25 protein-coding genes and 1 pseudogene are annotated in these 21845 nt (G+C 56.5%); 15 read left to right on the top strand and 11 right to left on the bottom strand.

What is annotated here, in order from left to right:
- The first annotated feature begins 853 nt into the window (after positions 1-853).
- The gene (locus tag V8J82_RS22735) at positions 854-2236 is read left to right on the top strand and encodes a sensor histidine kinase (protein WP_339979166.1); all 1383 of its coding nucleotides are present in this window, start codon (positions 854-856) and stop codon (positions 2234-2236) included.
- 164 nt (positions 2237-2400) lie between these two features.
- Here V8J82_RS22735 and V8J82_RS22740 read toward each other — a convergent pair whose 3' ends face one another.
- Both V8J82_RS22740 and V8J82_RS22745 read right to left on the bottom strand, forming a co-directional pair.
- Complete coding sequence (locus V8J82_RS22740; RefSeq protein WP_339979169.1) at positions 2401-2829, bottom strand: DUF1330 domain-containing protein; 429 nt, start codon at positions 2827-2829, stop codon at positions 2401-2403.
- Between the two features lies 1 nt (position 2830).
- Entirely contained in the window at positions 2831-3622 is a 792-nt protein-coding gene (locus V8J82_RS22745; RefSeq protein ID WP_339979171.1) for a crotonase/enoyl-CoA hydratase family protein, read from the bottom strand.
- 76 nt (positions 3623-3698) lie between these two features.
- Between V8J82_RS22745 and V8J82_RS22750 the strand changes: the two genes are divergently transcribed.
- Positions 3699-4274, top strand: a complete 576-nt coding sequence (locus tag V8J82_RS22750) for a TetR/AcrR family transcriptional regulator (RefSeq protein ID WP_339979174.1) — start codon at positions 3699-3701, stop codon at positions 4272-4274.
- 225 nt (positions 4275-4499) lie between these two features.
- On the opposite strand, the gene V8J82_RS22755 is transcribed toward V8J82_RS22750, so the two are convergent.
- Complete coding sequence (locus V8J82_RS22755) at positions 4500-4832, bottom strand: winged helix-turn-helix transcriptional regulator (RefSeq protein WP_339979177.1); 333 nt, start codon at positions 4830-4832, stop codon at positions 4500-4502.
- An 84-nt stretch (positions 4833-4916) separates the two neighbouring features.
- On the opposite strand from V8J82_RS22755, the gene V8J82_RS22760 reads away from it, so the two are divergent.
- A complete protein-coding gene (locus V8J82_RS22760; RefSeq protein WP_339979180.1) occupies positions 4917-5579 on the top strand; it encodes a hypothetical protein in 663 nt (220 codons plus the stop codon).
- 534 nt (positions 5580-6113) lie between these two features.
- Positions 6114-6548, top strand: a complete 435-nt coding sequence (locus V8J82_RS22765; protein ID WP_339979184.1) for a hypothetical protein — start codon at positions 6114-6116, stop codon at positions 6546-6548.
- Between the two features lie 246 nt (positions 6549-6794).
- Here the strand turns inward: V8J82_RS22765 and V8J82_RS22770 are convergent, their stop codons facing one another.
- Complete coding sequence (locus tag V8J82_RS22770) at positions 6795-7679, bottom strand: ArdC family protein (protein WP_339979187.1); 885 nt, start codon at positions 7677-7679, stop codon at positions 6795-6797.
- A 514-nt stretch (positions 7680-8193) separates the two neighbouring features.
- Complete coding sequence (locus tag V8J82_RS22775) at positions 8194-9480, bottom strand: MFS transporter (RefSeq protein ID WP_339979190.1); 1287 nt, start codon at positions 9478-9480, stop codon at positions 8194-8196.
- A gap of 89 nt (positions 9481-9569) precedes the next feature.
- Between V8J82_RS22775 and soxR the strand changes: the two genes are divergently transcribed.
- Together soxR and V8J82_RS22785 are read left to right on the top strand one after the other, a co-directional pair.
- Positions 9570-10016 (top strand): redox-sensitive transcriptional activator SoxR, encoded by a 447-nt coding sequence (gene soxR / locus V8J82_RS22780; RefSeq protein WP_339979193.1) that lies wholly within the window; start codon positions 9570-9572, stop codon positions 10014-10016.
- Positions 10017-10400: 384 nt separating this feature from the next.
- Positions 10401-11038: pseudogene (locus tag V8J82_RS22785) on the top strand (tyrosine-type recombinase/integrase).
- 163 nt (positions 11039-11201) lie between these two features.
- Here V8J82_RS22785 and V8J82_RS22790 read toward each other — a convergent pair.
- Both V8J82_RS22790 and V8J82_RS22795 read right to left on the bottom strand, forming a co-directional pair.
- Positions 11202-11885 (bottom strand): hypothetical protein, encoded by a 684-nt coding sequence (locus V8J82_RS22790; protein ID WP_339979195.1) that lies wholly within the window; start codon positions 11883-11885, stop codon positions 11202-11204.
- A 152-nt stretch (positions 11886-12037) separates the two neighbouring features.
- Complete coding sequence (locus V8J82_RS22795; protein WP_036562923.1) at positions 12038-12244, bottom strand: cold shock domain-containing protein; 207 nt, start codon at positions 12242-12244, stop codon at positions 12038-12040.
- A gap of 166 nt (positions 12245-12410) precedes the next feature.
- Here V8J82_RS22795 and V8J82_RS22800 point away from each other — a divergent pair, with 166 nt between their 5' ends.
- On the top strand, positions 12411-12635 hold the full coding sequence (locus tag V8J82_RS22800) for a hypothetical protein (RefSeq protein WP_339979199.1): 225 nt from the start codon (positions 12411-12413) through the stop codon (positions 12633-12635).
- A 54-nt stretch (positions 12636-12689) separates the two neighbouring features.
- Here V8J82_RS22800 and V8J82_RS22805 read toward each other — a convergent pair whose 3' ends face one another.
- A complete protein-coding gene (locus V8J82_RS22805) occupies positions 12690-12926 on the bottom strand; it encodes a hypothetical protein (protein WP_339979201.1) in 237 nt (78 codons plus the stop codon).
- Positions 12927-13079: 153 nt separating this feature from the next.
- On the opposite strand from V8J82_RS22805, the gene V8J82_RS22810 reads away from it, so the two are divergent.
- The gene (locus tag V8J82_RS22810) at positions 13080-13811 is read left to right on the top strand and encodes a Crp/Fnr family transcriptional regulator (protein ID WP_339979203.1); all 732 of its coding nucleotides are present in this window, start codon (positions 13080-13082) and stop codon (positions 13809-13811) included.
- Positions 13812-13871: 60 nt separating this feature from the next.
- Here V8J82_RS22810 and V8J82_RS22815 read toward each other — a convergent pair whose 3' ends face one another.
- The gene (locus tag V8J82_RS22815; protein ID WP_339979205.1) at positions 13872-14072 is read right to left on the bottom strand and encodes a hypothetical protein; all 201 of its coding nucleotides are present in this window, start codon (positions 14070-14072) and stop codon (positions 13872-13874) included.
- A 167-nt stretch (positions 14073-14239) separates the two neighbouring features.
- Positions 14240-14650, bottom strand: coding sequence for a hypothetical protein (locus tag V8J82_RS22820; protein ID WP_339979207.1), 411 nt, complete (start codon positions 14648-14650; stop codon positions 14240-14242).
- A gap of 242 nt (positions 14651-14892) precedes the next feature.
- On the opposite strand from V8J82_RS22820, the gene V8J82_RS22825 reads away from it, so the two are divergent.
- The 4 genes from V8J82_RS22825 (at position 14893) to V8J82_RS22840 (ending at position 18755) form a co-directional block, all read left to right on the top strand.
- Complete coding sequence (locus V8J82_RS22825; RefSeq protein ID WP_339979209.1) at positions 14893-15216, top strand: hypothetical protein; 324 nt, start codon at positions 14893-14895, stop codon at positions 15214-15216.
- Positions 15203-15556 (top strand): hypothetical protein, encoded by a 354-nt coding sequence (locus V8J82_RS22830; protein ID WP_339979211.1) that lies wholly within the window; start codon positions 15203-15205, stop codon positions 15554-15556. The genes V8J82_RS22825 and V8J82_RS22830 overlap by 14 nt, the downstream gene beginning before the upstream one ends.
- Positions 15557-16425: 869 nt before the next feature.
- Entirely contained in the window at positions 16426-17625 is a 1200-nt protein-coding gene (locus V8J82_RS22835) for an N-acetyltransferase DgcN family protein (protein ID WP_339979214.1), read from the top strand.
- The gene (locus V8J82_RS22840; protein WP_339979216.1) at positions 17622-18755 is read left to right on the top strand and encodes an alanine/ornithine racemase family PLP-dependent enzyme; all 1134 of its coding nucleotides are present in this window, start codon (positions 17622-17624) and stop codon (positions 18753-18755) included. Before V8J82_RS22835 ends, V8J82_RS22840 begins: the two co-directional genes overlap by 4 nt.
- Positions 18756-18825: 70 nt before the next feature.
- Here the strand turns inward: V8J82_RS22840 and V8J82_RS22845 are convergent, their stop codons facing one another.
- A complete protein-coding gene (locus V8J82_RS22845; RefSeq protein ID WP_339979218.1) occupies positions 18826-19074 on the bottom strand; it encodes a hypothetical protein in 249 nt (82 codons plus the stop codon).
- 37 nt (positions 19075-19111) lie between these two features.
- Between V8J82_RS22845 and V8J82_RS22850 the strand changes: the two genes are divergently transcribed.
- From V8J82_RS22850 to V8J82_RS22860, 3 genes are all read left to right on the top strand, one after another.
- On the top strand, positions 19112-19525 hold the full coding sequence (locus V8J82_RS22850; protein ID WP_339979220.1) for a hypothetical protein: 414 nt from the start codon (positions 19112-19114) through the stop codon (positions 19523-19525).
- A 379-nt stretch (positions 19526-19904) separates the two neighbouring features.
- A complete protein-coding gene (locus tag V8J82_RS22855; protein WP_339979222.1) occupies positions 19905-20771 on the top strand; it encodes a transglutaminase family protein in 867 nt (288 codons plus the stop codon).
- Between the two features lie 695 nt (positions 20772-21466).
- Positions 21467-21845: GNAT family N-acetyltransferase (locus tag V8J82_RS22860; RefSeq protein ID WP_339979225.1), on the top strand; the 379-nt coding region annotated here is incomplete at its 3' end.

Consider the following 21845-nt stretch of genomic DNA (forward strand, 5'->3'; position numbering starts at 1 on the left):
GGGCAGGTCTGTTGGGCGGACAACCAAAACGAAAAGTCGTCAGCGATCCTAGAGCGAAGCGGAGGGGGCGATGTCAGCTACCACCTCGATCCGCGCGTGTCGCGCGGATCTCATCTGACGACTGCAAAAGCCGACGCGCAGCGGAGGGAATGATCGTTACCCGAATGGGCGAAGACACGCTGCCCTGGGCGACCATGTGGCCGCGGTGGACCTGGCTCCGTGGAGACGGGTTCCACCGCTTCCAGGCCGCAGGCAGAACGGGGCAGGGGGGCTTCGGGCGAAAGCAGGTCTGCCGGCTGAAGCCTAGAGCGCGGTCCCGTGCAAACGCGCGAGACTTGCCCGGAGAAACCAATGCGTTCAGAGAACAGGTATCCGTCATGCCTTAGTTAGGATGTCGTAGTGGATCCAAAGTGGTCGTTGGAGCTGAACGCGGCAAGGGTCTCAAACGAGCCCAAATTGCCAAAGTGTGCAAGCGCAGCGAATGTTCGGTCCTGAGCTGCACCTTCACGCCAAAGAGAGCTTAGCTCTGCCTTACAGATCACCACCCAACGCGCTGGATATGTCATAGTTTATAGACAGATCATTCTACGCCAGTATGTTCGTGGTGCTGTGATAAACAGAGATGCGCACCTGTTCCTCTTGGATAATGCGTTGGTATTGTCCCAACTTATCGACTTCGGAAGCCTAAAAAGGGCCGGTGAAATCCGGTTTGCTTGAAGTTCCGCGCCAAGATCTATCGAGGTTGCGGCTGCAGTGCTCGACAGCAATCGAAGCGATGTCATTGAGGTGTGCATGCAACCCAGGTACTGTCAGAGAAATCTGACACCATCAAAGTGAGATACGCGAGCTCGCCATGCAAAGCATTGAGCCAACAGAAATTATTGCGACGTTGCGCGAAAGTCTTCTGGTTTTGACGGAAGACTTGAACGTCGAATTTGCGAGCCCGCAGTTCTTTCAGACATTTGAAGTTGATAAGGAGGAAACCATCGACCGTCCCCTTGCCGAACTAGGCAATGGACAATGGAATATCCCAAGCCTGATCAAATTGTTGAGCGAGGTCCTCGACCAAAAGACGACCGTTGAGGACTACGAGGTCGATCACGTTTTCGAACATATCGGCCGAAAGGTCATGCGGCTTAATGCGCGCAAGACAGTCCGTCCTGGGAACGGGTCTCGAAGGATCTTGCTTGCCATCGAGGACGTAACTGCCGCGAGCGACCTTGCAACCGAGCTTGAACGAGAGCGGCTCCTGTCCACCGGGATCGTCGATACGATCCGCGAGCCACTTCTGGTATTGGATGAGCGACTAGCTGTGATCAGCGCGAGCCGATCATTTTACGCGACCTTCAATGTCGAACCTCAAGCCACGTTGGGGCGTCGGTTGGATGATCTTGGAAACGGCCAGTGGGATATCCCGGAACTTCTTGATCTTTTGACCAACGTCATTCCCCAGAATTTGGTTGTTGACAATTTTGAGGTACGACACGTCTTTCCGGACATAGGCGTGCGGGTTATTCAGCTGAACGCACGCAAAGTATATCGCCAAGGCAACCATACCTACATGCTTCTCCTGGCGATGCAGGATATGACTGACCACCGTCGCCTTGAGCAAGAGCGCGAACAAGCTCTCACAAATGCAGATCGCCTACTCGAAGAGCTAAACCATCGAGTGATGAATAGCTTGAGCATGATTGCCGGTATCATCTCGATGGAGGCGAGAGGTCTGACGGACGAAGCTGCCCAAAAAGCGTTAGCGCGCATGCGCGCGCGGCTCGACGCAGTTGGAAGTCTATACAAGACCTTGTCGCGTTCGGGGGTTGTCGATAGTGTCGATGCCCGACAATACCTTTCTGCGCTGAGCGAAGATCTGGTGAAATCGTCTGGCAATCCAAACGGTCCTGAACTGGAGCTTGATATTACTCCTATGTCGCTGTCGACACGCACCGCCGTGCCGCTGGGACTTGTGGCAAACGAGTTGATCACCAATAGCTTGAAGTATGCATACGGTGACAATGGAGGTGGGCGCTTGAGTGTAACAATGACTAACGACCAGACCGACGCTTGTTTGACGATTTCGGATAACGGCGGTGGCATTAATCCGGAGGCACGCGTGGACTCTGGCTTGGGGCAAAAGCTGACAGCAGCGTTCACCACCCAACTTGAAGGCAGGATGACTACTGAGAGCGACGAAAACGGGACGCAGCACAAACTGGTGTTTCCCGTCAATGCGCTTTAGAGCGAATTGCTTACCCAATAGACCATCAATGCTGCCCTTCGCGTGCTTGACGCGAATGTCGGCAGAGTCCCGCTTAACCGCCTTGTCGGATTCTTGAAACAAGGTCGGTTTTGGTGCTGGCACCAGTCGACCAACACAACCGTCAGATGTCTGCTATCTGCTCGTTACCCAGCGAAACTGAGACCGCTATTTTGAGATGCAAATCGCACCAATCGACTATCCAGCACACCAGCCTGCCGGTGTCTCATCGCGTCGCGGTAGGTTTCATTTCTCATCATATCCAAGAAGACTTGGACGCTGGGATACTCTGCGATGAAAGCGATGTCCCAGGTCTCGCTCTGCGGGCCAACCATCGTCAATTCATGTCCGCCGCGCCAAATGATCTTTCCACCCAACGCTTGAAAAACAGGCGCGCTCAGGTCGCTGTATGCTTTGTAAGCCTCTAATCCGGTAGAACCACGTTCATCTGGGTACTCTGCAAGTGCGCGCAACCGGATGAGGTTCAACATCTGGATTGGTCCTGAGCGCTCAAGAGCTTTGAAAGATTCCCACGTCTTCTTTGAGAAACTGGTGTGAAACTGTCCGTCTTCCATCCTAGGCTCCCACATATCCCGGTGTCCGGCGTGCGATCCACGCGCTTAGGCCTTCATGCACGTCTTTCGTGGCCGCCATCCGCGCGAACTGTTCGCGTTCGATAAGCAGTCCCTCGTCAATTGTTGTGTTGATCCCTCTGGTGACGGCGGTGATGATGCGTGACGCCGCGAGCGGTGAGTGTCGAATGATACGTTCCGCCAGATCAAAGGCCGCTGCGATGAGTTCATTGTGCGGAACAACCTTATTCACCAGCCCCATCTCGTAGGCCCGCTGGGGGGAAAAGGTGTCTCCTGTCAGAAGAAGCTCTAATGCCCGTTTGCGCCCAGCAAGCCGTGGAAGCCGCTGTGTGCCGCCAAAGGTCGGGGGTATCCCAATGTTGATCTCCGGCTTGGCAAACACCGCCCTTTCGCTGGCGATGGCCAAATGAACAGCCTCCGTGATCTCACATCCGCCGCCAAAGGCGATCCCATTGACGGCAGCAATGATCGGTTTTGAAAAGGCTTCGAGCCTGGCGGTCATGGTCTGGCCGCGGTTGCAAAAGTCTCTCACGGCTTCATCGATGCCTGCTTTGACGCTTTCAGTAAATTCGTGAATGTCGCCACCAGCGGAAAACGCCCGTTCACCCGCGCCCGTGAGGATGATCGCTCGTATGGACGGATCAGTTTCGATGGCGTCCAGCAACGATAGCAGGCAGTCGTTCGTAGCGTAATTGAGGGCGTTCAGCTTTTCGGGCCGGTTCAGGGTAAGGAGGGCGACCGCTCCTTTTTTGTCGCAGGTTATCAATTCTGTCATCGTGATCTCCGTTGCGTTTTGAGGAACATACGGAGGTTCGGATTTGACGTATACTCACCGAGTAGTATACATAGCTATGCCGTCAGAAAAACTGTCCGCCAAAGAGCGCATCCTCGATGCAGCCAACCGCCTGTTTTACAGCGAAGGTATTCGTGCAGTCAGCGTGGATGCAATTGCAGCAAAAGCGGGGATTACCAAAAAGACGCTCTACTACCATTTCAAGAGTAAGGACGATCTGATCGAGGCCTATCTGGCGTCCCGTGACCAACCGAATCTCGCATTGTATAGGAAATGGTTTGATGAGGCTGATGGCCAGCTTGCCGATAAGGTTGAAGCGATTTTTTTGAATTTGGCACAGTCTTCCCGCCACCCAAAGTGGAAGGGCTGTGGTTTCTTGCGCACAGCAGCCGAGTTGGCAAACATGCCGGGGCACCCGGCCATGAAAGTTGGGGCCGCGCACAAGAAGAAGTTCGAAGCATGGCTTTGTGATGTGTTCGAGGATGCGAAAATGGATAATCCCGATGAACTAGCGCGGCACGTGGTTTTGTTGATGGATGGCGCATTTTCCACCGTCCTCGTTCATCGTGATCCCGAGTATCTCATTTCTGCCGGAGGGGCAGCAAGAACGATCGTGGCAAACGGCTCGTTGTAGTCAACCATTCAAACTTGCGAAATCGTGAAGCGGCCATTGGAGCAACCGCAGCGAATTCACACTTTGTCCCGCGATGCGGACACAAACCCCCTGACAGAACCTATTGGCCAAAAACGGTCTTTATCGCCGGTGACAGAAACGGTCGAGTTTTGGCACACCCTGCGGTGCGGAGAAGGTCTCAAATGAGCCCATACCTACTTATTGATGCACAACAGCGAATGGCTGCTATTTCATGTTGGCTTGGCCCCAAACTTCCATCTGTTCGATGACCGGCAGAACTGTGCGCCCGACGTCAGTCAAAGAATAGTCAACACGCGGAGGCACCTCGGCGTAAACCTTGCGAGAGATCAGACCATCGGCTTCAAGCTCGCGCAATTGCTTGGTTAACATCTGCTTTGTGATGCCGGGCACCGAACGCTGCATCGCACCGAACCGGTCAACGCCGTTCGCTATGCAAAACAGGATGACAGGCTTCCATTTGCCGCCGATGACGGACAGGCAATACGTCACAGGACAGCCTTTGACATCGGGATCAGGTGCCAATAGTTCCGTTTTCATGACTATCTCTTTTTATTTTGACTAGTTGCGGCATGGATTAATATGCGCAGTTTGTGTCTCCATCGTCAACAGATGGAGATCACTATGAAAATCCCAACCCTTTCTCTCGTTGCACTCGGCGCATTTGCGAGCGCTGCTGTGGCGCAGGACACCTCATTTGAGGGGCTTCAAGACCGTATTGTCGGGACCTGGACTTCAATCAGCTGTGAGATGCGCCCGCAGCAGAACGCTGAAAACCCCGAACTTGCGCCAACGCCTTCATATCTGACCCGCGACTTCACCTATGACGCGGAAGGTGGGTTTGAGGCCAACATCACTGTCTACGCAGACAGCGCCTGCGCCATTCCAGCCGTATCCTATGACTTCGCCGGAGAAGTCATCTGGCACGATGCAAACCCGGCAGCGGAGGGCGCATGGTCACAAGACTACCTCCTAAATCGTCAGCTTGAGCTGACTGTTCTTGCACCACCCATGGCGGAACAGCTGAACCAGCTTCCGGACGGGGCGTGTGGTGAAGGTGAATTCGTTGTAGGTGAGCCTCGCGATATCCTCGGCCAACCCTGCGCACTTCTTCGTTTTGTCGAGGGCAGCGCCTTTGTAACCGACCACGATTTCCTCTACGTTCGCGAGGATACGCCGAACATGCTGTTCATGGGTGGTAAGCATGTCGATGGAACAGGTTTCTATTATCCTGAGAACCGCCCGACGGTCGGACTCCAACAGCCTATGATCCGCGTTGAAGGATGACCCAAGAACTGAAAGCCGACCTTCGAGCAAGGTCGGCTTTGTACGCATAGCGGACACAAACCCCCTGACAATACCTGTTCGCCAAAAACGGTCGTTTGTGCCGCCCTACCCTGCCCCACGCCGGATCAATCGCTTAGGCTGGACAAAAACCCCCGGCAAAATAGAAGGGGTTTCGGCAGGTTTTTGCGCCTGCCGGTCGCGAAGAACAGCGAGGTCCGCAGAGCGGGACGTTACTGACGTTCGCTGCGGCTGCATCAATGTCTTCTTACGCGCCAAAGGCCAAGCCGGTCCTACCAACCGGTCCAAGTTCGTGATAACTCTTCAAACGTGATTTCGTTAGACAGTCTTTCCTTGGCATTAGCACATGTCCGTTGGATTGGCGGTGGAAGCGGAGCATCGAAATCAACGACTGCAAGTAGACTGGCCAAACGTCATGGGGCGCTGATCTACGACACTGACGCCGCTATGAGCGACCATTCATCTCGCTGCTCCAGTCATGCTTGCCCGCAACTCGCAACTTTCAAGCGAATGACAATGGATAAAAGATGGGTTGAGCGGTCGCCAAAAGAGATGCTTCACACGTTCCATTGGTTTGCTGGCGAAGGGTTTCACTTCATCGTAGACGACTTACTGGCACTACCAAGTGATCGCCTGGTCATTGCAGAAGGGTTTCGCCTGCTGCCCTTGCTGGTTGCACCGTTGCTTCAAGACAAGCGGCACGCGATTTGGCTCTTACCCACGCCTGCCTTTCGTAGGCACGCCTTTGACGCCCGGGATACAACTTGGGACATCCCGCGCAAAACGAGCAATGCAGAATTGGCGCTCGCCAATATTTTAGAGCGCGACAAACTCTTTACCAACCGTGTGCGAGATGAGGTCAGCCGTTTGGGGCTTTATGCTCTGAAAGTTGATGGTTCGCAGAGCGAAGACGCGCTGGAAGCAGCTATTGGAGACCTCTTGTTCGGCTAAGCTGCCATTGGTCTGTTTTGCAGTATCAAAAACTATGGGTTCAAACCGGACCTTCTCCGCAGGGCGGGATTCGCTGTCTCCGGGCATCTCATGTCCGTCCGCGCGAAGCGCCGGGCCTATCGGCGGGTGGCCTTCAGGTTGCCCGCCGACAGGTCACCCTGAAACCGCCCACAACCATGTTGACACAGAAACGCATGAAGCCCCCGCCTGCTGACGGGGGCCTCGATCATTTCAGCGGCGCGGCAATTACTCGGCGGCCATCCGGTCAGCCTGTGCGGTTCGCTCCATGATATAATCCACGGCCTTCTGCGCCTCGGACGCGGCGCGGAAGATCGCGCGGTTGTCTTCCTTCATTGCTGCCAGCCATCCTTCGACATAGGCGGCGCTCTGGTCGAACTCGGGCTCCACCCCGATCTGCGCGCAGAGCATGCAGTTGCCGATCTCCGCGACCAACTCCTCGAAGGCATAGGCCTTGCGGTCGTTGAACCGGCCCAGACGGTCCAGCCGTTTCATCGCCCCTGTCCAGTGGGTCAGCTCATGCGCCAACGTGCCGTAGTATCCCGCCGCGCGATGAAACGTACCGATCGGCGGCATGTGGATGCGGTCGGACTTGATGTGGTAGTAGGCGCGTGGCTCCTCGGTCACGTCGATCTGCGCACCGGTCGCGGCAAAGAACGCCTCCAGCTCAGGGTCGGCCGTGGTTCCAAGATCACGGGGCGGATCGGGCAGGATGTGGAACTCGGCCGGCAGACCCTCGATCTGGTCTGAATTGAACACCCGGTAAGCCTTGGCATAGGGGATTTGCCGTTCCTCGCCGTTCTCGTCCTCGCGCTCGACGGTCCCGTACTTCACGACGGTGGCGGATTTCTCGCCCTTGCGGACATGCCCCCCGAGCTGCCTGGCCTGATTGAACGTCATCCAGCGGGCCGAGCTGTAATCTTTGCTCATCGCCGTGGCCCAAAGCACAAGGATGTTGATCCCCCGATAGGCTTCGCCGTTGAACCGTTCCGGCAGGCTGATCGAACCCCTGCCGCCGGTCCACGGCTTGCGCCAGGGCGGCGTTCCCGCCTCGATCTGCGCGATGATCTGATTGGTGACATGGGTGTAAACGTCGAATTTCTCTTTGGTCATTTGTGACCCTCCTCGCATACGCGGGCCGGGTCTCTTCCCTTTCCGCCGATGGGCGGGCCTTCCTCCTCTGTTGTCTGGAATGCCCATGCATTCCGGACGGCAGAGCAGGTAAGCGCAAAGCCCGTCCTGCGGCCTGGTGGGGCCGTGACAACTGGGTGGAGGGCATGAATTTGGGAGGGAACCGCGCGCCTGCGCGTGGGAGGAACCGGAATTCTCGGCCGGAACCGACGCCACAGGTGGCGCTTGCCGGTTTTCCCGGACCTGCCGGGATGGCAGGCGGATAAACAGGATTTGGAAACTGTCAGGGTTGGGGTGAGCGGGCGTCAGCCCGTCGATCCCCTGGCTTGTATATCGCTCAAAGCGAGACCGGCGCATCGTCGGGATCACAGATCATGTTTCACCGAAGCATGGAAACCGGTTGCTCGAGTTAGACGCGGCGAAAGAGGAAAAAGAGCCCTGACCTACCAAGTTGCTGCAGCATGGCTAAGGTCAGCTTTGGCTGGTTTCAATGCCTCTACGTAAACCCTCGGCTCAGCGGTCGCCAAGACAGTCCAGCCACGATGAAGACGCCTATGGCAGCGACAAGGAATGGTGTGGTGAGAGCGGCGGAGCGTCCGAGCATCTCCGTCGTCAGATTCACGATGGCCCCGGATGCGACAAGGCCGAGCGGCATCATCCCCCATGCAAACAGCCGGTAGACGCTGTTCACCCTGCCTCGGATTTCATCCGGCACGACACGTTGCCGGTATGAGATCGAGACCGTGTTCCAGACAATGCCGGTGAGGTAGAAAAAGAACATCGCCGCCGCGACCATGATCGGTCCTGGTGCAAATGCGATGAGAAGGAACAGAGGTGCCGCCGCCAGATTCATCCACCTGGCCAGAACGCCTTTTGAGAACACCTTCAGAAGCGGGGCGACGACCACGCCCCCAACGACGCCTCCGACAGCTCCAATCGCCAATATCAATCCATACGATGTAGCGCCGGAATTAAGGTTCTCCTGAACATGCAAAACCAGCGCGATGAGCGCCATCTCGGCAAAGAAATTCCAGAAGCCGGTGACCAGCACCAGCACGCGGAGCATCGGATGGCCGATGACGAACCGAAAACCCTCCATCAGCTCTGCGCGCCAGTTCTTCTCGCGGCCCTCGCGGGGAGCGGCTTTGAATGATCCAGTGAGAGATGCGGTGAGAAGGGCTGCACATAGTAAGGCAAGAGCTATGACCAGAAACGGCGACGGCAGAAAAAGCGCGATCAGGAACGCGCCAACCGCCGGGCCTGCCATCTCGTTTCCGACTGTCTCGATGCTGCCCAGGATGCCGTTTGCCCGTTCCAACCTTTCGGACGGCACAATGGCTGGAAGCATCGACTGCGCGGCGTTGTCGCGTGCGACTTCTGCACAGCCAATGGCAAAGCCGAGACTGAGCAGCGCCGCATAAAGAGACACATTTTCCACACCGCTTTGCGCCGGGTCTGCCAGCGGCAAGCTCATCAATATCAATAGGCCACCCACTGCATAAGCGCATGCGCGGATGGCATCACAGATCACGATCAACCGCTTGCGATCCGCTCGATCCGCCATGATCCCCGAAGGCAATGAGAATAAAACCCATGGTATACGCAAGGCAGCGGGAAGAACGGCAATCCAGAGTGGGTCACGCGTCAGCAGCGAGGCAGTCCATGCCCATGCAACAACAGCGATCCCGTCGCCAAGATTGGCAAGGCCGACGGCAGTCCCGAAGCGCAGAAAACGCCCTCTTTGCAGAGCTGATACTGCGCCCGCTTCAACTGTCTCACTCACAACGTTGCTCTTCCAAACTTCTCTTGTTGCTGGCTTGATACGGCCTCAACTTAAGTTGAGGTCAAGAGTCCAAAGGGAGGAGTAACGAAATGGGTGAGTTGTCGGTGGGCGAGGTCGCCACAAGAACGGGAGTGTCCGTATCTGCCCTTCATTTCTATGAGCGAAAGAAACTCATCAAATCGGAACGAACCGCCTCAAACCATCGAGTCTATCCGCGCAACATCATCCGCCGGGTCACGGTCATTCAGATCGCTCAGAGGGCAGGGCTTTCGCTGGCAGAAATTGCGAGTGCGCTCGAAGCACTCCCCAAGGATCGCGCGATCTCGGCAAAAGACTGGGCACAGGTCTCGACGGTTTGGCGCGATGATCTGACCACGCGGATCGAACTGCTAACCAGCTTGCGAGACGAACTGACCGGGTGCATCGGCTGTGGTTGTCTGAGCGTTGACGAATGCCCTCTGGCGAATGCGGATGATAAGCTTTCCGAGCTTGGGTCCGGTCCGCATTTGCTTGGCGCGACCAATCCCAAGAGTTGACCTCAAAATCGTTAAAGCTGCCGTTCACTTGCCAATCGGCAACGGCAGCAAAGTCCCGCCTTCCGGCCCTATGATGCCCCTGAACCAACGTCGGCTTCGGGCTGGCTCCAGTCGTCGGAGCCTGGCGCGGCGGATGGCGGGTTAGAGCCCACGGCAGACGTCTTGATTCCTCGCTGCGTGCGCTCGCAGCACGGAAATTGATGCAGGCGCTTAGATTTCAGCGGGGCAAGGCGGCGGTGGATCCGGCCATTCATTCGGGCTGGTATTAGGTTTGGAGCACTAACATACGGGTGGCAGGTCAGATGCAATCAGGTTTGCGAGTAGCATTCTAACGTGAGCGCGGTGCTGATGCTTGGGTTCGGAGGGCGGCAAGGAGGGCAAATCATGCCTCGAGTCCTACTTCCTGCTGTCACCCCGAAACGTAAAGCCTGGAACAAGGGGCGGATTATCGGCCAGAAACGACCGTTGCTACCAAACAAGTTTGGGCGATCCGAGCGCGCCTCGAGTTGGCCAACAACCTTGGTGATCTGGCGCTATTCAACGTTGCCATCGACAGCAAACTACGTGGATGTGATCTGGTTAGATTATCCGTGGTCGATCTGGTTAAAGAGGATCGCGTCCGACCACGGGTTTCGGTTATCCAGTGCAAAACCAAGCGGCCTGTTCAGTTTGAACTGACGGAAAACACAAGGGAAACTGTCCTGGCTTGGGTCAAATCACCCGAAATGTTGGCTTGCTCGTTCATGTTTCTCAGCCGCTTCCACGATCGTCCGCACATCTCAACCCGTCAGTATGACCGGTTGGTGCACGACTCGGTGTCGGCGATTGGTCTGGAACCGAGTGGATACGGAACGCATTCGCTGCGCCGAACAAAAGCTGCTGAGATCTACCGGAAAACAGGCTAACTGCGCGCGGTTCAACTCTTGCTCTGCCATACGAAGGTCGATAGCACAGTGCGTTACTTGGGAGTTGAACTCGAAGATGCGCTTAATATCGCCGAGAATACTGACCCTAGGCACTAAGCGGGTGGACCAGCCGCACACAGCGCAATTGACGCAAAGTTAGCAGCACCGCCAAACATCGTCTTGATATCCGATCGTATCGGTAATCCTGAATAGACTCAGGTTCGACTGAATTGGCAGTCAACGCACATTGGTCAATCACTTGGACGGCTAACCCATTGAATTACGTAATACTCCGGATGGCGGCGCAAAGCTCGGGGTGCATTATCCAGTTCTCAGCCTTCTCGTCATGTTCGGAGACATCTCGATAACCAATGAGCGCGGTTCCATCCGAGCCCGTTGAAAGCCCCTTGGAGGCTGGTCCCGAAGACGACAGATAGCCCGCAATCATACGACCCACGCTGGCGAGCGCTCTGTTGGCCGAGGTCGTGGACTTGTAGCTACCAGCAACTGCAACCTTAACCTCTGCCAACCCTTCCGCTTCCTCCAGCGACAACGCCATTAACATAGCGCGCTGCGGACGCGTCAGGTTCACAGAATGGAGCGCTTCCGCGTATTCATCGGATGTTGGTACCTGCGTCCCATTGCGAGGATCTGTTCTGCGGTCTTCGGCCCTACGGTCTTCGCGGGCATCGATGGCGGAACGCAATGCGCTGATCGCGGCTTCTTCGGTCTCACCCGTCGCCTCGGCAATCAAGCCGCGCGCCTTTGTAGGTGGCTTGGGAAAGGCGCGAGCGCCGTATGCGTCGGCGAGACGACCGGATTTGATCTGATATCTTCCATATTCGCCCACGCGGATCGAATTAGCGGCTTCTTTCCTAGTCTTCTTGGCCTTCGATTTCTTCGACATACCCTTGACGACCTCACGTCCCGCATCTGACCTGTTTGGGGCTGTGTCATCTGGCATCGAGCTAGTCTCCTGGGATGAGCAATTCGTAGTGCCGGTTCGGCGAGTACCAATCGTGGCAAAGGAACTGCTGCGAACGGCAGCGGAAGACGAATCAAAAACAAATAGCCGTCTGTCGAAGGGCGCCCGTTAAGGGCGCCCACTAGCAAAGATCAGGCAAGTGCGATGTTGGTTGCGCTTTCGCGACCATCGCGGCCGGCCTCCACATCGAAGGTCACCTTTTGATCGTCGTTTAGGGTGGTCATCCCGGACTTCTCGAGTGCGGAGATGTGCAGAAACACATCCTTTCCGCCAGTCTCTGGCGCAATAAAGCCGAAGCCTTTGGTGGAGTTGAACCATTTCACTGTCCCATTGGCCATGTGAATTTTCCTTATTTGATCGCTGCCCACAATATGCGACAGCCCGGCTTCTCACGACAGTGTCGAGCGCTGTGAGCCGGCGAAGGAAAACAGGGGTTCGAATGGAGGTCAGTAGCATAATGAACTTGGTAGCTGCCCGAGAGTGTTACAAGGTGCACGTAGTGATTTGGTTGATGTTTCCTTTGCCAAGAGAGCACTGATCCACTATGGCTCACGGGCTGCCGGATACCCTGGCAGCCAGAAAAGGAAAGCCAGAATGTCGTTCAACGACTTGGCGAAGAAAGAGGCCGCCGACAAAAAGGCGTCGCAACAAAAAGATCCGAAGTCACAAGGCACAACCGAGCGAAACTCGGAGCCAAAGTCCGAAGCAACCGATCCGCAAACCGGTTGATGGACGCGGCTGAGCATGTACGCTTTGCTCATATCCAGCTTACTAGGACTGGCGCTACGTGGGTCGCGAAAGGTTGCTACCAACGATGATCTCATTGATCAGTTTGGCAGTTGCCTTGTGCGTTTTTCGTTCGGTTTCTGGACCTTGGGCATTCTCGTGGGTCGCTGCCGCATCACGAAGAACCCCCACGATCTCGCGTTCCGGCAGCAAATTGCGATCATGCAGGGCAAGTAGAAGCGCCTCGCAAATCGACAAGGCGGCCATGCCTGCGGCGTCTCGTTGGTCTGACATCGGGGCATTCCTCTTTCGTGCGTTATCCTGCGATTAGGCTGGGTCTAGATAATCTTGGCCAACATCGCAGAGAGTTCGGTATTTCGTACTGATCGAAAGCAGTCTCAGCGCTGAATTCTTCCTGAGGTATGCGCCGGTTCGGGGGGACCGATAATGAACATCAAAGGCAGTCCACTCACACATAAGCTTTCCGCGTTCATTGCATTGTCGGATACCGAACTGGCCGTTCTTGAACGTTTGCACCAGAGAAGGAGATCTTTCTCTGCAGGGCGGGACCTTGTTCACCAGGGCCAATCCGAACAGGCGGCTTACATCCTGGCGGCGGGTTGGGTCGTATCTTACAAGATCCAGCCTGACGGGTCGCGGCAGATTGTTGATTTCCAGATACCGGGGGATTTTCTGGGGTTGCGCAGCGTTCTTTTGCACACATCCGATCACGGGATTGAGCCAATCGTCGAGATCGAAGCTGCAGAAGTTCTGGTGAGCGATCTTTTGCAAGCCTTCGCAGAGACGCCACGGCTGGCTACGGCTATTCTCTGGGCCGTGTCGCGCGACGAAGCGATGGTGGTCGAGCATCTGGTTGGGCTGGGGAAGCGCGATGCGGATGCACGCATGGCGCATTTCCTGCTGGAGTTAGGTGTGAGACTGTCGCTTGTCGGGATGGGAAGCAGGGAAGGTTATGCCTGCCCGCTCACGCAATACCATCTGGCTGATGCGTTGGGGTTAAGTGCCATCCACGTCAACCGCGTCCTTCGCAAACTCCGCGAAGGCGGGCTTGTTACGTTTCAGGGCGGACTGGTCACCTTCGATGACTACGAGGGGTTGGTTGCATTGGCGGATTTCGATCCGGCCTATCTCGATCAGTCGCGGCCTTTGTTGCCGTGAAACGGCCGCCCTCAGTATGGCTTTGGGCGGCCCTGCGGTCTTGTCACATGGAAGCCGCCATCACATCAACGCGCGACTTGCTTCCTTGAGTTCCTTGTGGGCCTCTTCATCGTTTTCGGCTTCATGGGCCTTTTCGGCGGCTTGGTAGTGCTTCAAAGCTGTGGCTTTCTTGGGGCCCTCGGGGGCCTTGTCATAGGCGGCCTTGACGGACGCCATATGTTTCACAGTCTGGTTTTCCGCGGTTTGGTTTTCTTCACTCATTGAATTGTCCTTTCCTGGACGGTCCGAGAATAAGAGGCGGAGAATTCATACAGTTCCATGGAGGAACTACATGCGCCCCGCGCCTCTGAGCTACTCGGAAAACCACCATGACATTCGGTGGACTGGCTCACCTAACCGGTTTCTCCGTGTCTTCGCACTGACCCAGGTTAGCCCGTCTGAGCCAGATAGTAGAACCATGCCAGAACCACGACGCCAACGAAGGCCATCTGTGTCCAAGAAACCGATAGTTTTGGAAAGGTGCCTGCTTCGAGTGATTTGGGAACGCGAAGCGGCGCACGCAACGGCAACAATGAAACCAGCTTTGCTGCTCTGCCCTCGCTTGCCAGCGCCAGCGCTGGAATGTCGGTAATCCCTTCAAAATGCGCCGTCAGTCTTACTTGTGCGTCCTCCCGGCCCAGACGTGAAAGCTCATGCGCCTCGGTCCATGGCTCGAGGTCAAGGCGTGCAAGCGCGGACAAGACCGTAACGGCCGCGCCGGTTCTGTCCTCGCCCAATTCCGCGAACAGGAAGGCATCGTAGTCGCGGCCATCTGGGTGAAGAACGTCTGAGGCAGACATGGGTTTCCTTTCAGCGTGAGATTGAGGCAAAGACTTGCGCACAAGTGTTTGAAGCCGTGGAACGGCTTTCCCTCTCACACTGACGGCAAAGAACACGGCGGGAACTAACCTCGATCAGCTTCGCCCCGCGGGGGCCCGGTTAATGTACACCTATCAGCCTTGCCTCAGCGAGGCGTTCCTTTCGACGCTTGCCACAGCGGCGGCGGCGGAGAGTCCAGTTTTCAATTCAATGGAGCCCCGGGATGCTGACGCGTTCGACCAGATCAATGGTGACGTTTTCAAACGACTTCACGATTGGCAACAGCCAGCGGGAGCTTCCGGCCGGAACGTATGAAATCCTTGTCGAAGAAGAGCTTATACAAGGCCTCAGCTTCGAAGCTTACCGGCGCATCGCTACATACCTGATGGCCCGGTGGCGGGGGAGCAATGCGGGTGAAACGTCGATGCAAATGACCACAAAGGAGGATCTGGAGCATGCAATTGCATGTGACCGGCGGTCTCTGAAACTAAAAATAACAGCGAAGCGGCGCTTTCCCCGCTGGAGGATGCAAAATGAAGACACCTGAATGGCTGAAGCCCAGCCTCTACGGTGCAATAGCCGGCGCCGCAATTGTTGCGATCGCGGGATTTTCTTGGGGCGGTTGGATGACCAGTGCCGGTGCCAACGAACTGGCCGACGAGCTTGCCCAGGACCGGGTGGTCGCGGCGCTCGTCCCAGTATGTCTGGAAATCTCGAACGCCGACCCTGACAGGGTGGCACTGATCGAGGCCATCCAGGCCGCCTCGGGTTTTCGGCGCCGGGACGCCCTGATCGAGGCGGGATGGGCAACGGTGCCAGGCGCCGATGCGCCCAACCGGGATCTCGCTTTGGCTTGCGTCGAGGGGCTTGAACTGGATGGTTCGTGATATCGGGTCGTTGGCACAGCCCCTGCTATTTGCCCTCATCGTAGCCCTAGGGGGAAGTAACCCGTCGTACGCCCAAGCGGAAAACGATACGGTGCCGGAGAACGCGCAACCGAGAACCTTCGGAGGTGGGTGGGAATGCATAAGTTCCTTTCGCCGGGACGGCGATACCTGCTTGCCCGTTGTCGTGCCCGAAAACGCATTTGCGACGAACCGAACCTATGGCAACGGGTGGGAGTGCTCGCATGGATATCGGGAAACCGCTGACGCGACCTGTGTCGCAGTGCATATCCCCGAAGGTGCATATCTTGATCCGTCAGGTCAAAGTTGGACATGCGTGCGCGGATTCCAGGAGATCGGCGATACCTGCCAAGAGATTGTTCTGCCTCCCAACGGATATTTGACCGGCAATTCCTTCGGGGCAGAATGGACATGCGATCGTGGCTTTGAGCGCACCGGAGAGCTATGCGCAGCAATCCCGGTGCCAGAGAACGGGTATTTAAATGGGTCAGGATACGGGCGGCCCTGGAGTTGCGAGCGGGGCTATGTCGCGCAACGCGACAGCTGCGTGGAGGTAGCCGTGCCCGCGAACGCATATTTCGACGATGCGAGATATGGCCCGGGTTGGAGATGCGAGCGTGGGTTTGCAGCATCGGACAACGCGTGCACTTTGATTGAGGTTCCGGCCAACGGGCATCTCAACCGGTCTGGAAACGGTTGGGAATGCAACCGGAATTTCCACCGCGCAAACGGACGCTGCGTCCTGAACGAGTAGCGGGCGTACACCTAACAACGAATAGTGTCCGGCTTTCACCAACATGTCGCATGTCGGCGCATTAGCGGTCATGCGGCGCTGAGAAAAGGAAAGCGCAATGAAATCAAAAGATACACAAACACCAACCGCGCGGCTTTCGAGCATAGGCCCGCAAGCCCCACCTGGTCCAACGATGATTGGCTCGCCGGTCGGTAGCATTACGGTCGCCGAACAGGTGCCAACTGCGGTCGTTTATTGCGAAGGGAACTTCGGACAGATCGACGGCAAGACCGCAAACGGGCTTGTTCGTTACAGCCAAGCCTACCGCGTTCTCTCGGTCATAGACAGTAGACTTGAAGGGCGCGACAGCGGGCAGCTGCTCGACAATAAGAACAACTGCATCCCCATCGTTGAAGATCTCCAGGGTGCGGTTACGCGTGAAGTGCATATACCCGACACTTTGATCTATGGGATGGCCCCGTCGACAGGGAAGATGTCATCTACAGATCGAGAGGTCGTGCTGGATGCAATCGCACTCGGCATGAACATCGTCAGCGGCCTGCATGAATATCTCGGTGATGATCCCGAGATCAGAGGCGCTGCCGAAGCGGCCAACTTGACGATCCGCGATATCCGCAAGCCCCGACCAAGCAAGGACATGCGCCTATTTGACGGAAGCGTGTCCGAGGTAAAGGCCATCCGCATCGCCGTGCTGGGAACGGATTGTGCGATTGGCAAGCGGACGACAGCGACCGTTTTGGCCAAGGCATTGAACGCGCGTGGGATTAAGACAGTTCTCGTCGGCACCGGCCAGACCGGACTAATGCAGGGCGCAAAATACGGCATCGCCATGGACGCCGTGCCACCGCAATTCTGCTGCGGAGAACTGGAACGCGTGATTGTCGCTGCGTCTCACGGCGATGACCCGGACGTCATCCTGATCGAAGGGCAAGGCGCGCTCAGCCATCCGGCCTTTTGCACGTCGGCATTCATTCTGCGCGGCAGTCAGCCCCACGGTGTTGTTCTTCAACATGCGCCCAAACGCGCCCATCGCTGCGACTTTCCCGCCATGCCGATGCCCGAGCCGAAAAGCGAAATCGCCCTCATCGAAGCTTTTGCCGACACACGGGTGATTGGTATCACACTCAATCACGAAGCGATGACGGGCACCGAGGTCGATCGTGCGATTGGCAGTCTTTCAAGGGATCTTGGCGTTCCGGTGACGGACGCGCTGACCCGCCCGGAAATGCACCTCAGCGACATGGTCCTGGCCGCCTTTCCGCAGTTGCGGCCCGTGCCTCTCGCGGCCGCAGAATGACCTCGCTGCGAGTGGAAATTAATCTGGGCAAGATCCAGGCCAACGCGCGATATCTCGTCCGACGTCTTGGCGCTCGTCGAATCTCGGTCACCGGTGTGACCAAGGCAGTGTGTGGGCATCCTGACGTAGCCGAGGCAATGTTGGAAGGTGGCGTTACCGGTTTGGCAGAGGCACGCATTAAGAACGTCGTTCGGATGCGAACGGCGGGGATCACGTGTCCAATTTCGATGATACGCGCGCCAATGGTGAGCGAGATGGAAGACGTCATCCAGTATTGTGACGCGAGCTATAACACAGAGATGGACACGATCCTCAAGCTTGGCGCAGCAGCCAAGCAACAGGGCACCTCGCACGATGTCATCTTGATGGTCGAAATGGGAGATATGCGCGAAGGCATTTTGCCAGAGAACCTTAACGACCGCGCCACTCGGGTGATCGCAACACCTGGTGTCGCTCTTAGAGGCATCGCTGCAAACTTTGCCTGCATGGGCGACATAACACCGACGGCCGGTGACATGGCCATGATCTCGCGACTGGCCGACCAAGTCGAAGGCGCCTGCGGACCTTTTGTCGCGCTGGTGTCTGGAGGCGGCTCGGCCAATTTGCGATGGGCGCTTGGTGAAGGTTCAACCGGGCGGGTCAACGACCTGCGCCTAGGCGAGGCCATCCTGCTGGGTACCGATCCCGTGACGGGGCATCCGATCGCTGGCCTTCATACGGACGCGTTTGCCCTTTTTGCCGAAGTGATCGAAACAAGCCGCAAACCAAGCCCGCTGCTGACCAGGTCAATCGCCCCGGAGTTTGGGATGCTCAAATTGGTTCGGAACGATGACCTCCGAGTCCGAACCATCCTTGCTGCCGGTCGGCAGGACACCGACGTAAGCGGTCTTATGTTTCCCTCAGGAATTGCGTTTATCGGTGCGACCAGCGATCACACCGTTGTCGACACAGCCAAATCCGCCGTGCCCGTTGGCTCTGAGATGAAAATGGGCATGAACTACAGCGCCCTCATGCGGGCGATGAGCACCCCAGATGTCGCCAAGGTTGTTCATGGCAAGCCAACGATGAACGGGAAGTGCCAAGGACTGCGAGACCCAACCCTACCTAACGCTGGTATGACGCCCAGATGATCGACCGCGGGAACTACGAAAGTCATATTTCGCAGACTTGTCCGACACCGCGCCATAGTATTAGGGCCGGTCAATACACATATACACATAAGCCGCATTCGAGAATTCGAGCCTGATAGAGGCCCGGAAATTCCAGCGGAAAACCCAAAAGGATGAAGAGCATGTCTTTCAAAGACCTGACTACCAGAGCTGCTGCCATATTGAAACCCAAACCTACGGAGCCATCGAAAAAGGAACCACAAATCAAGGTGCCGGACACTGCTTCGAAACGGCGTTCTCCGGGTTCGAATAAAACCTGAAGCGGCTGGTTTTGCTCCATGTCGTGGAAGACTGCTCAATTGAAAGGATCAAACGCATTGGACGACCAAACAACCAAGACCGTCGCGGTTTTTGACCGGCCTTTCAAACTTCCCGGCTTCGACGAAACGCTTCCTGCCTGTGAGTATGATATCGAGACAGAACTCGCCTCACCACCTGATCACAAGGACCCTCAAGCCTGGAAAGCCTCAGTCGTGGTCCATCTGCATCCACGCCTGTCCCATCCGGGATTGACGCGGAGCCTGACTGTGTCGCTGGCCGATCTCGGCCATGCCCGTGCGCAAGACAAACTGTCCGGCAAGGACCCCTCACAGGTCTTTCTCGAAGAAATGCTGGCCGATCCAATGGTGCAACTCGTCATGCAGGCCGACGGGGTTTCGCAGGCGCAACTGCGCCATCTCTACTCGGGATCGCGGACGGCACAGACTGACATGGATGACGCGGTTGCCTAGACCGGAAACGCAACAGCGCAAGGGGCTTCGCGGGACGCTTCGGACATTCATGACGTCGAGAATGAAGGAATGCCGTGCCGACCGCGCACTTCACCCGTTTCCGTATGATGTCCGAAATGCAATTTCAGGGACATATGAACGCGAGGATCTGATGCAAGCAAAAGTCAACCACATCCTGATGGATCACCCCAGCCGCGCGCTTGGCGATGTGCCGAAGCTGCGGTTCTGCTTGCGTTGTGATGCTTCGTTTTGGAGCGAAGGGTTCGGCCAGCGCATCTGTGCAAAATGCAAAGGCACGACAGCATGGCGCGCGGCAGTGCCCGAAGGCGTCAGCAAAGGTCGGTCCCGCTCCGGCGGTCGGTCGACTTAGATCTGCTGCATGCCGACGATCACGATCGCACACACGACCACCTATCGCTATCGCACCGCCGTGGTCCTTGGACCACACAGGCTGATGTTGCGTCCTCGTGAAACGCGGGACCTTACATTGACGGCTTTCGATCTTGAGATCACGCCGACGGCCCGCATCGACTGGTCCCACGATGTCGCCGGAAACGCCATCGCTATCGCCAACTTCGATGTCGCAACGGAGACGCTTTCGATCCGGTCGCACACAACCGCCATCCTCACCGCGCCTGACTGGCCTGTCTTCCCGATCGCGGCCTCTGCAACGTCCTACCCGTTCCTTTATTCCGCCGAAGACTGGACAGATCTCGGGGCGCTTTCTGCGCCACAATACCAAGACGACGCAGGGCACTTGTCAAACTGGGTCGAGCAATTCGTGATGCGCAGGCCAACGGATACACTTTCACTCCTGAAGGACGTCAGCAATGGCATCACAGCGCAGATCACATATGAGATCCGCGAGAGCGAAGGCACGCAAGGACCACTCGAAACCCTCGACCGGGGCTACGGTTCGTGTCGTGACTTTGCGGTCCTCTATGCCGAGGCTATCCGAACGCTGGGTTTCGGAGCGCGTCTGGTGTCCGGCTATCTTTACGACCCCAGTGATGACCGGCTCGGATCTGCTGGCTCGGGCTCTACACATGCATGGGTCGAAGTCTTCGTTCCCAGGGCCGGTTGGATCCCGTTCGACCCAACGAACAGGTCGGTGGGGTCGGCCAATCTGATTCCAGTGGCTGTTGCGCGAAACATGTCACAAGTCGCTCCGGTAACCGGCAGCTTCCGGGGAGAAGATACCGATCTGCTCGCCATGGAGGTGGGTGTGCGTATCGAGGATCAGTAATTACGCCAACATAAAACTGGACGTCCATTCGCGGACGTAGCAGATTGCACAATACTCAGAGTAGGCTGTTGGTATTTGACAATGTCTGTCGCTATGTGTCCCACAAATACTCTGGCGTATCTGGGACTATGGGGTCACAGAGAGTGCGTCCACGGATAACGACTAGCGACTGCCGCACGTATTGCGGTCGGCCGAAATCTCTGTTTGAGCCTGCCGAATAGCAGTACATAGCTTTCGTTCTGGCTCCAGTATTATGCGGCGTTCGGACGGTTTGTCCGGGTTCCCGTTTTGGCAGGGCAAAAGACCGCTTCGGCGAAATTGGCCACAAGACAGCAAAACGCATGCCGCAGATGCGAGCGGTTTCTGCGTCAGCGAAAGCCGCAAGGGCATAAGTCCGGTTTGTCCGCGACGTGCTCGCTCGGTCGTTGGTTTCGAATGTCTCCTTCGGGGCTGGCTCCGGCCGTCTGAGCCAGCCGCGGCGAAGGTCTCAAATGAGCCCAATGTGACAAATGCTGCGCTGCGCACGAACGTCTGCAATCGCGATGGAGTCATCTGATCTGATTGCCGGCAGGACACGCCATGAAGTTTATGAGTCCGCTCCCTTTGTGAAAGACAAAGAACTGTCCAAAGACGTCTGCTTTTCGCCATCTTTGCCAGCTTGTGGATGTCGCATGTCCCGGACTAGGGTTGGCGTGATGAAGTCGCTCAAATTCCGAAAGGCTACCGTTGCCGATGTGGTTCCGCTCAGCGGGCTGATCCAGCGCACAATCCGCGTTTCAAATGCCAAGGACTATGATCAAAAATCAATTGATATGCTGTGCGCGATTTTTGAACCGGAGCCGCTCATCGAAAGAATCGAAAATGAGGCTATTCTTTTGTGTTTCGCAGGTGCCAATCTTGTTGGAACGGTGGGGCTGAAAGGTTACTATCTGCGATCATTATTCGTGGACTCTGCGTTTCAGGGGCAAGGGTTGGGCAAAGTGCTGACTGCAAGAATTGAAGAAGAAGCGCGACAGAGAGCAATCCCGGAAATGATGCTTCATTCCTCACTAACAGCGCGGGAGTTTTACGCGG

The sequence above is a fragment of the Gymnodinialimonas mytili genome (assembly GCF_037544085.1).
GTDB classification, from domain to species: domain Bacteria; phylum Pseudomonadota; class Alphaproteobacteria; order Rhodobacterales; family Rhodobacteraceae; genus Gymnodinialimonas; species Gymnodinialimonas mytili.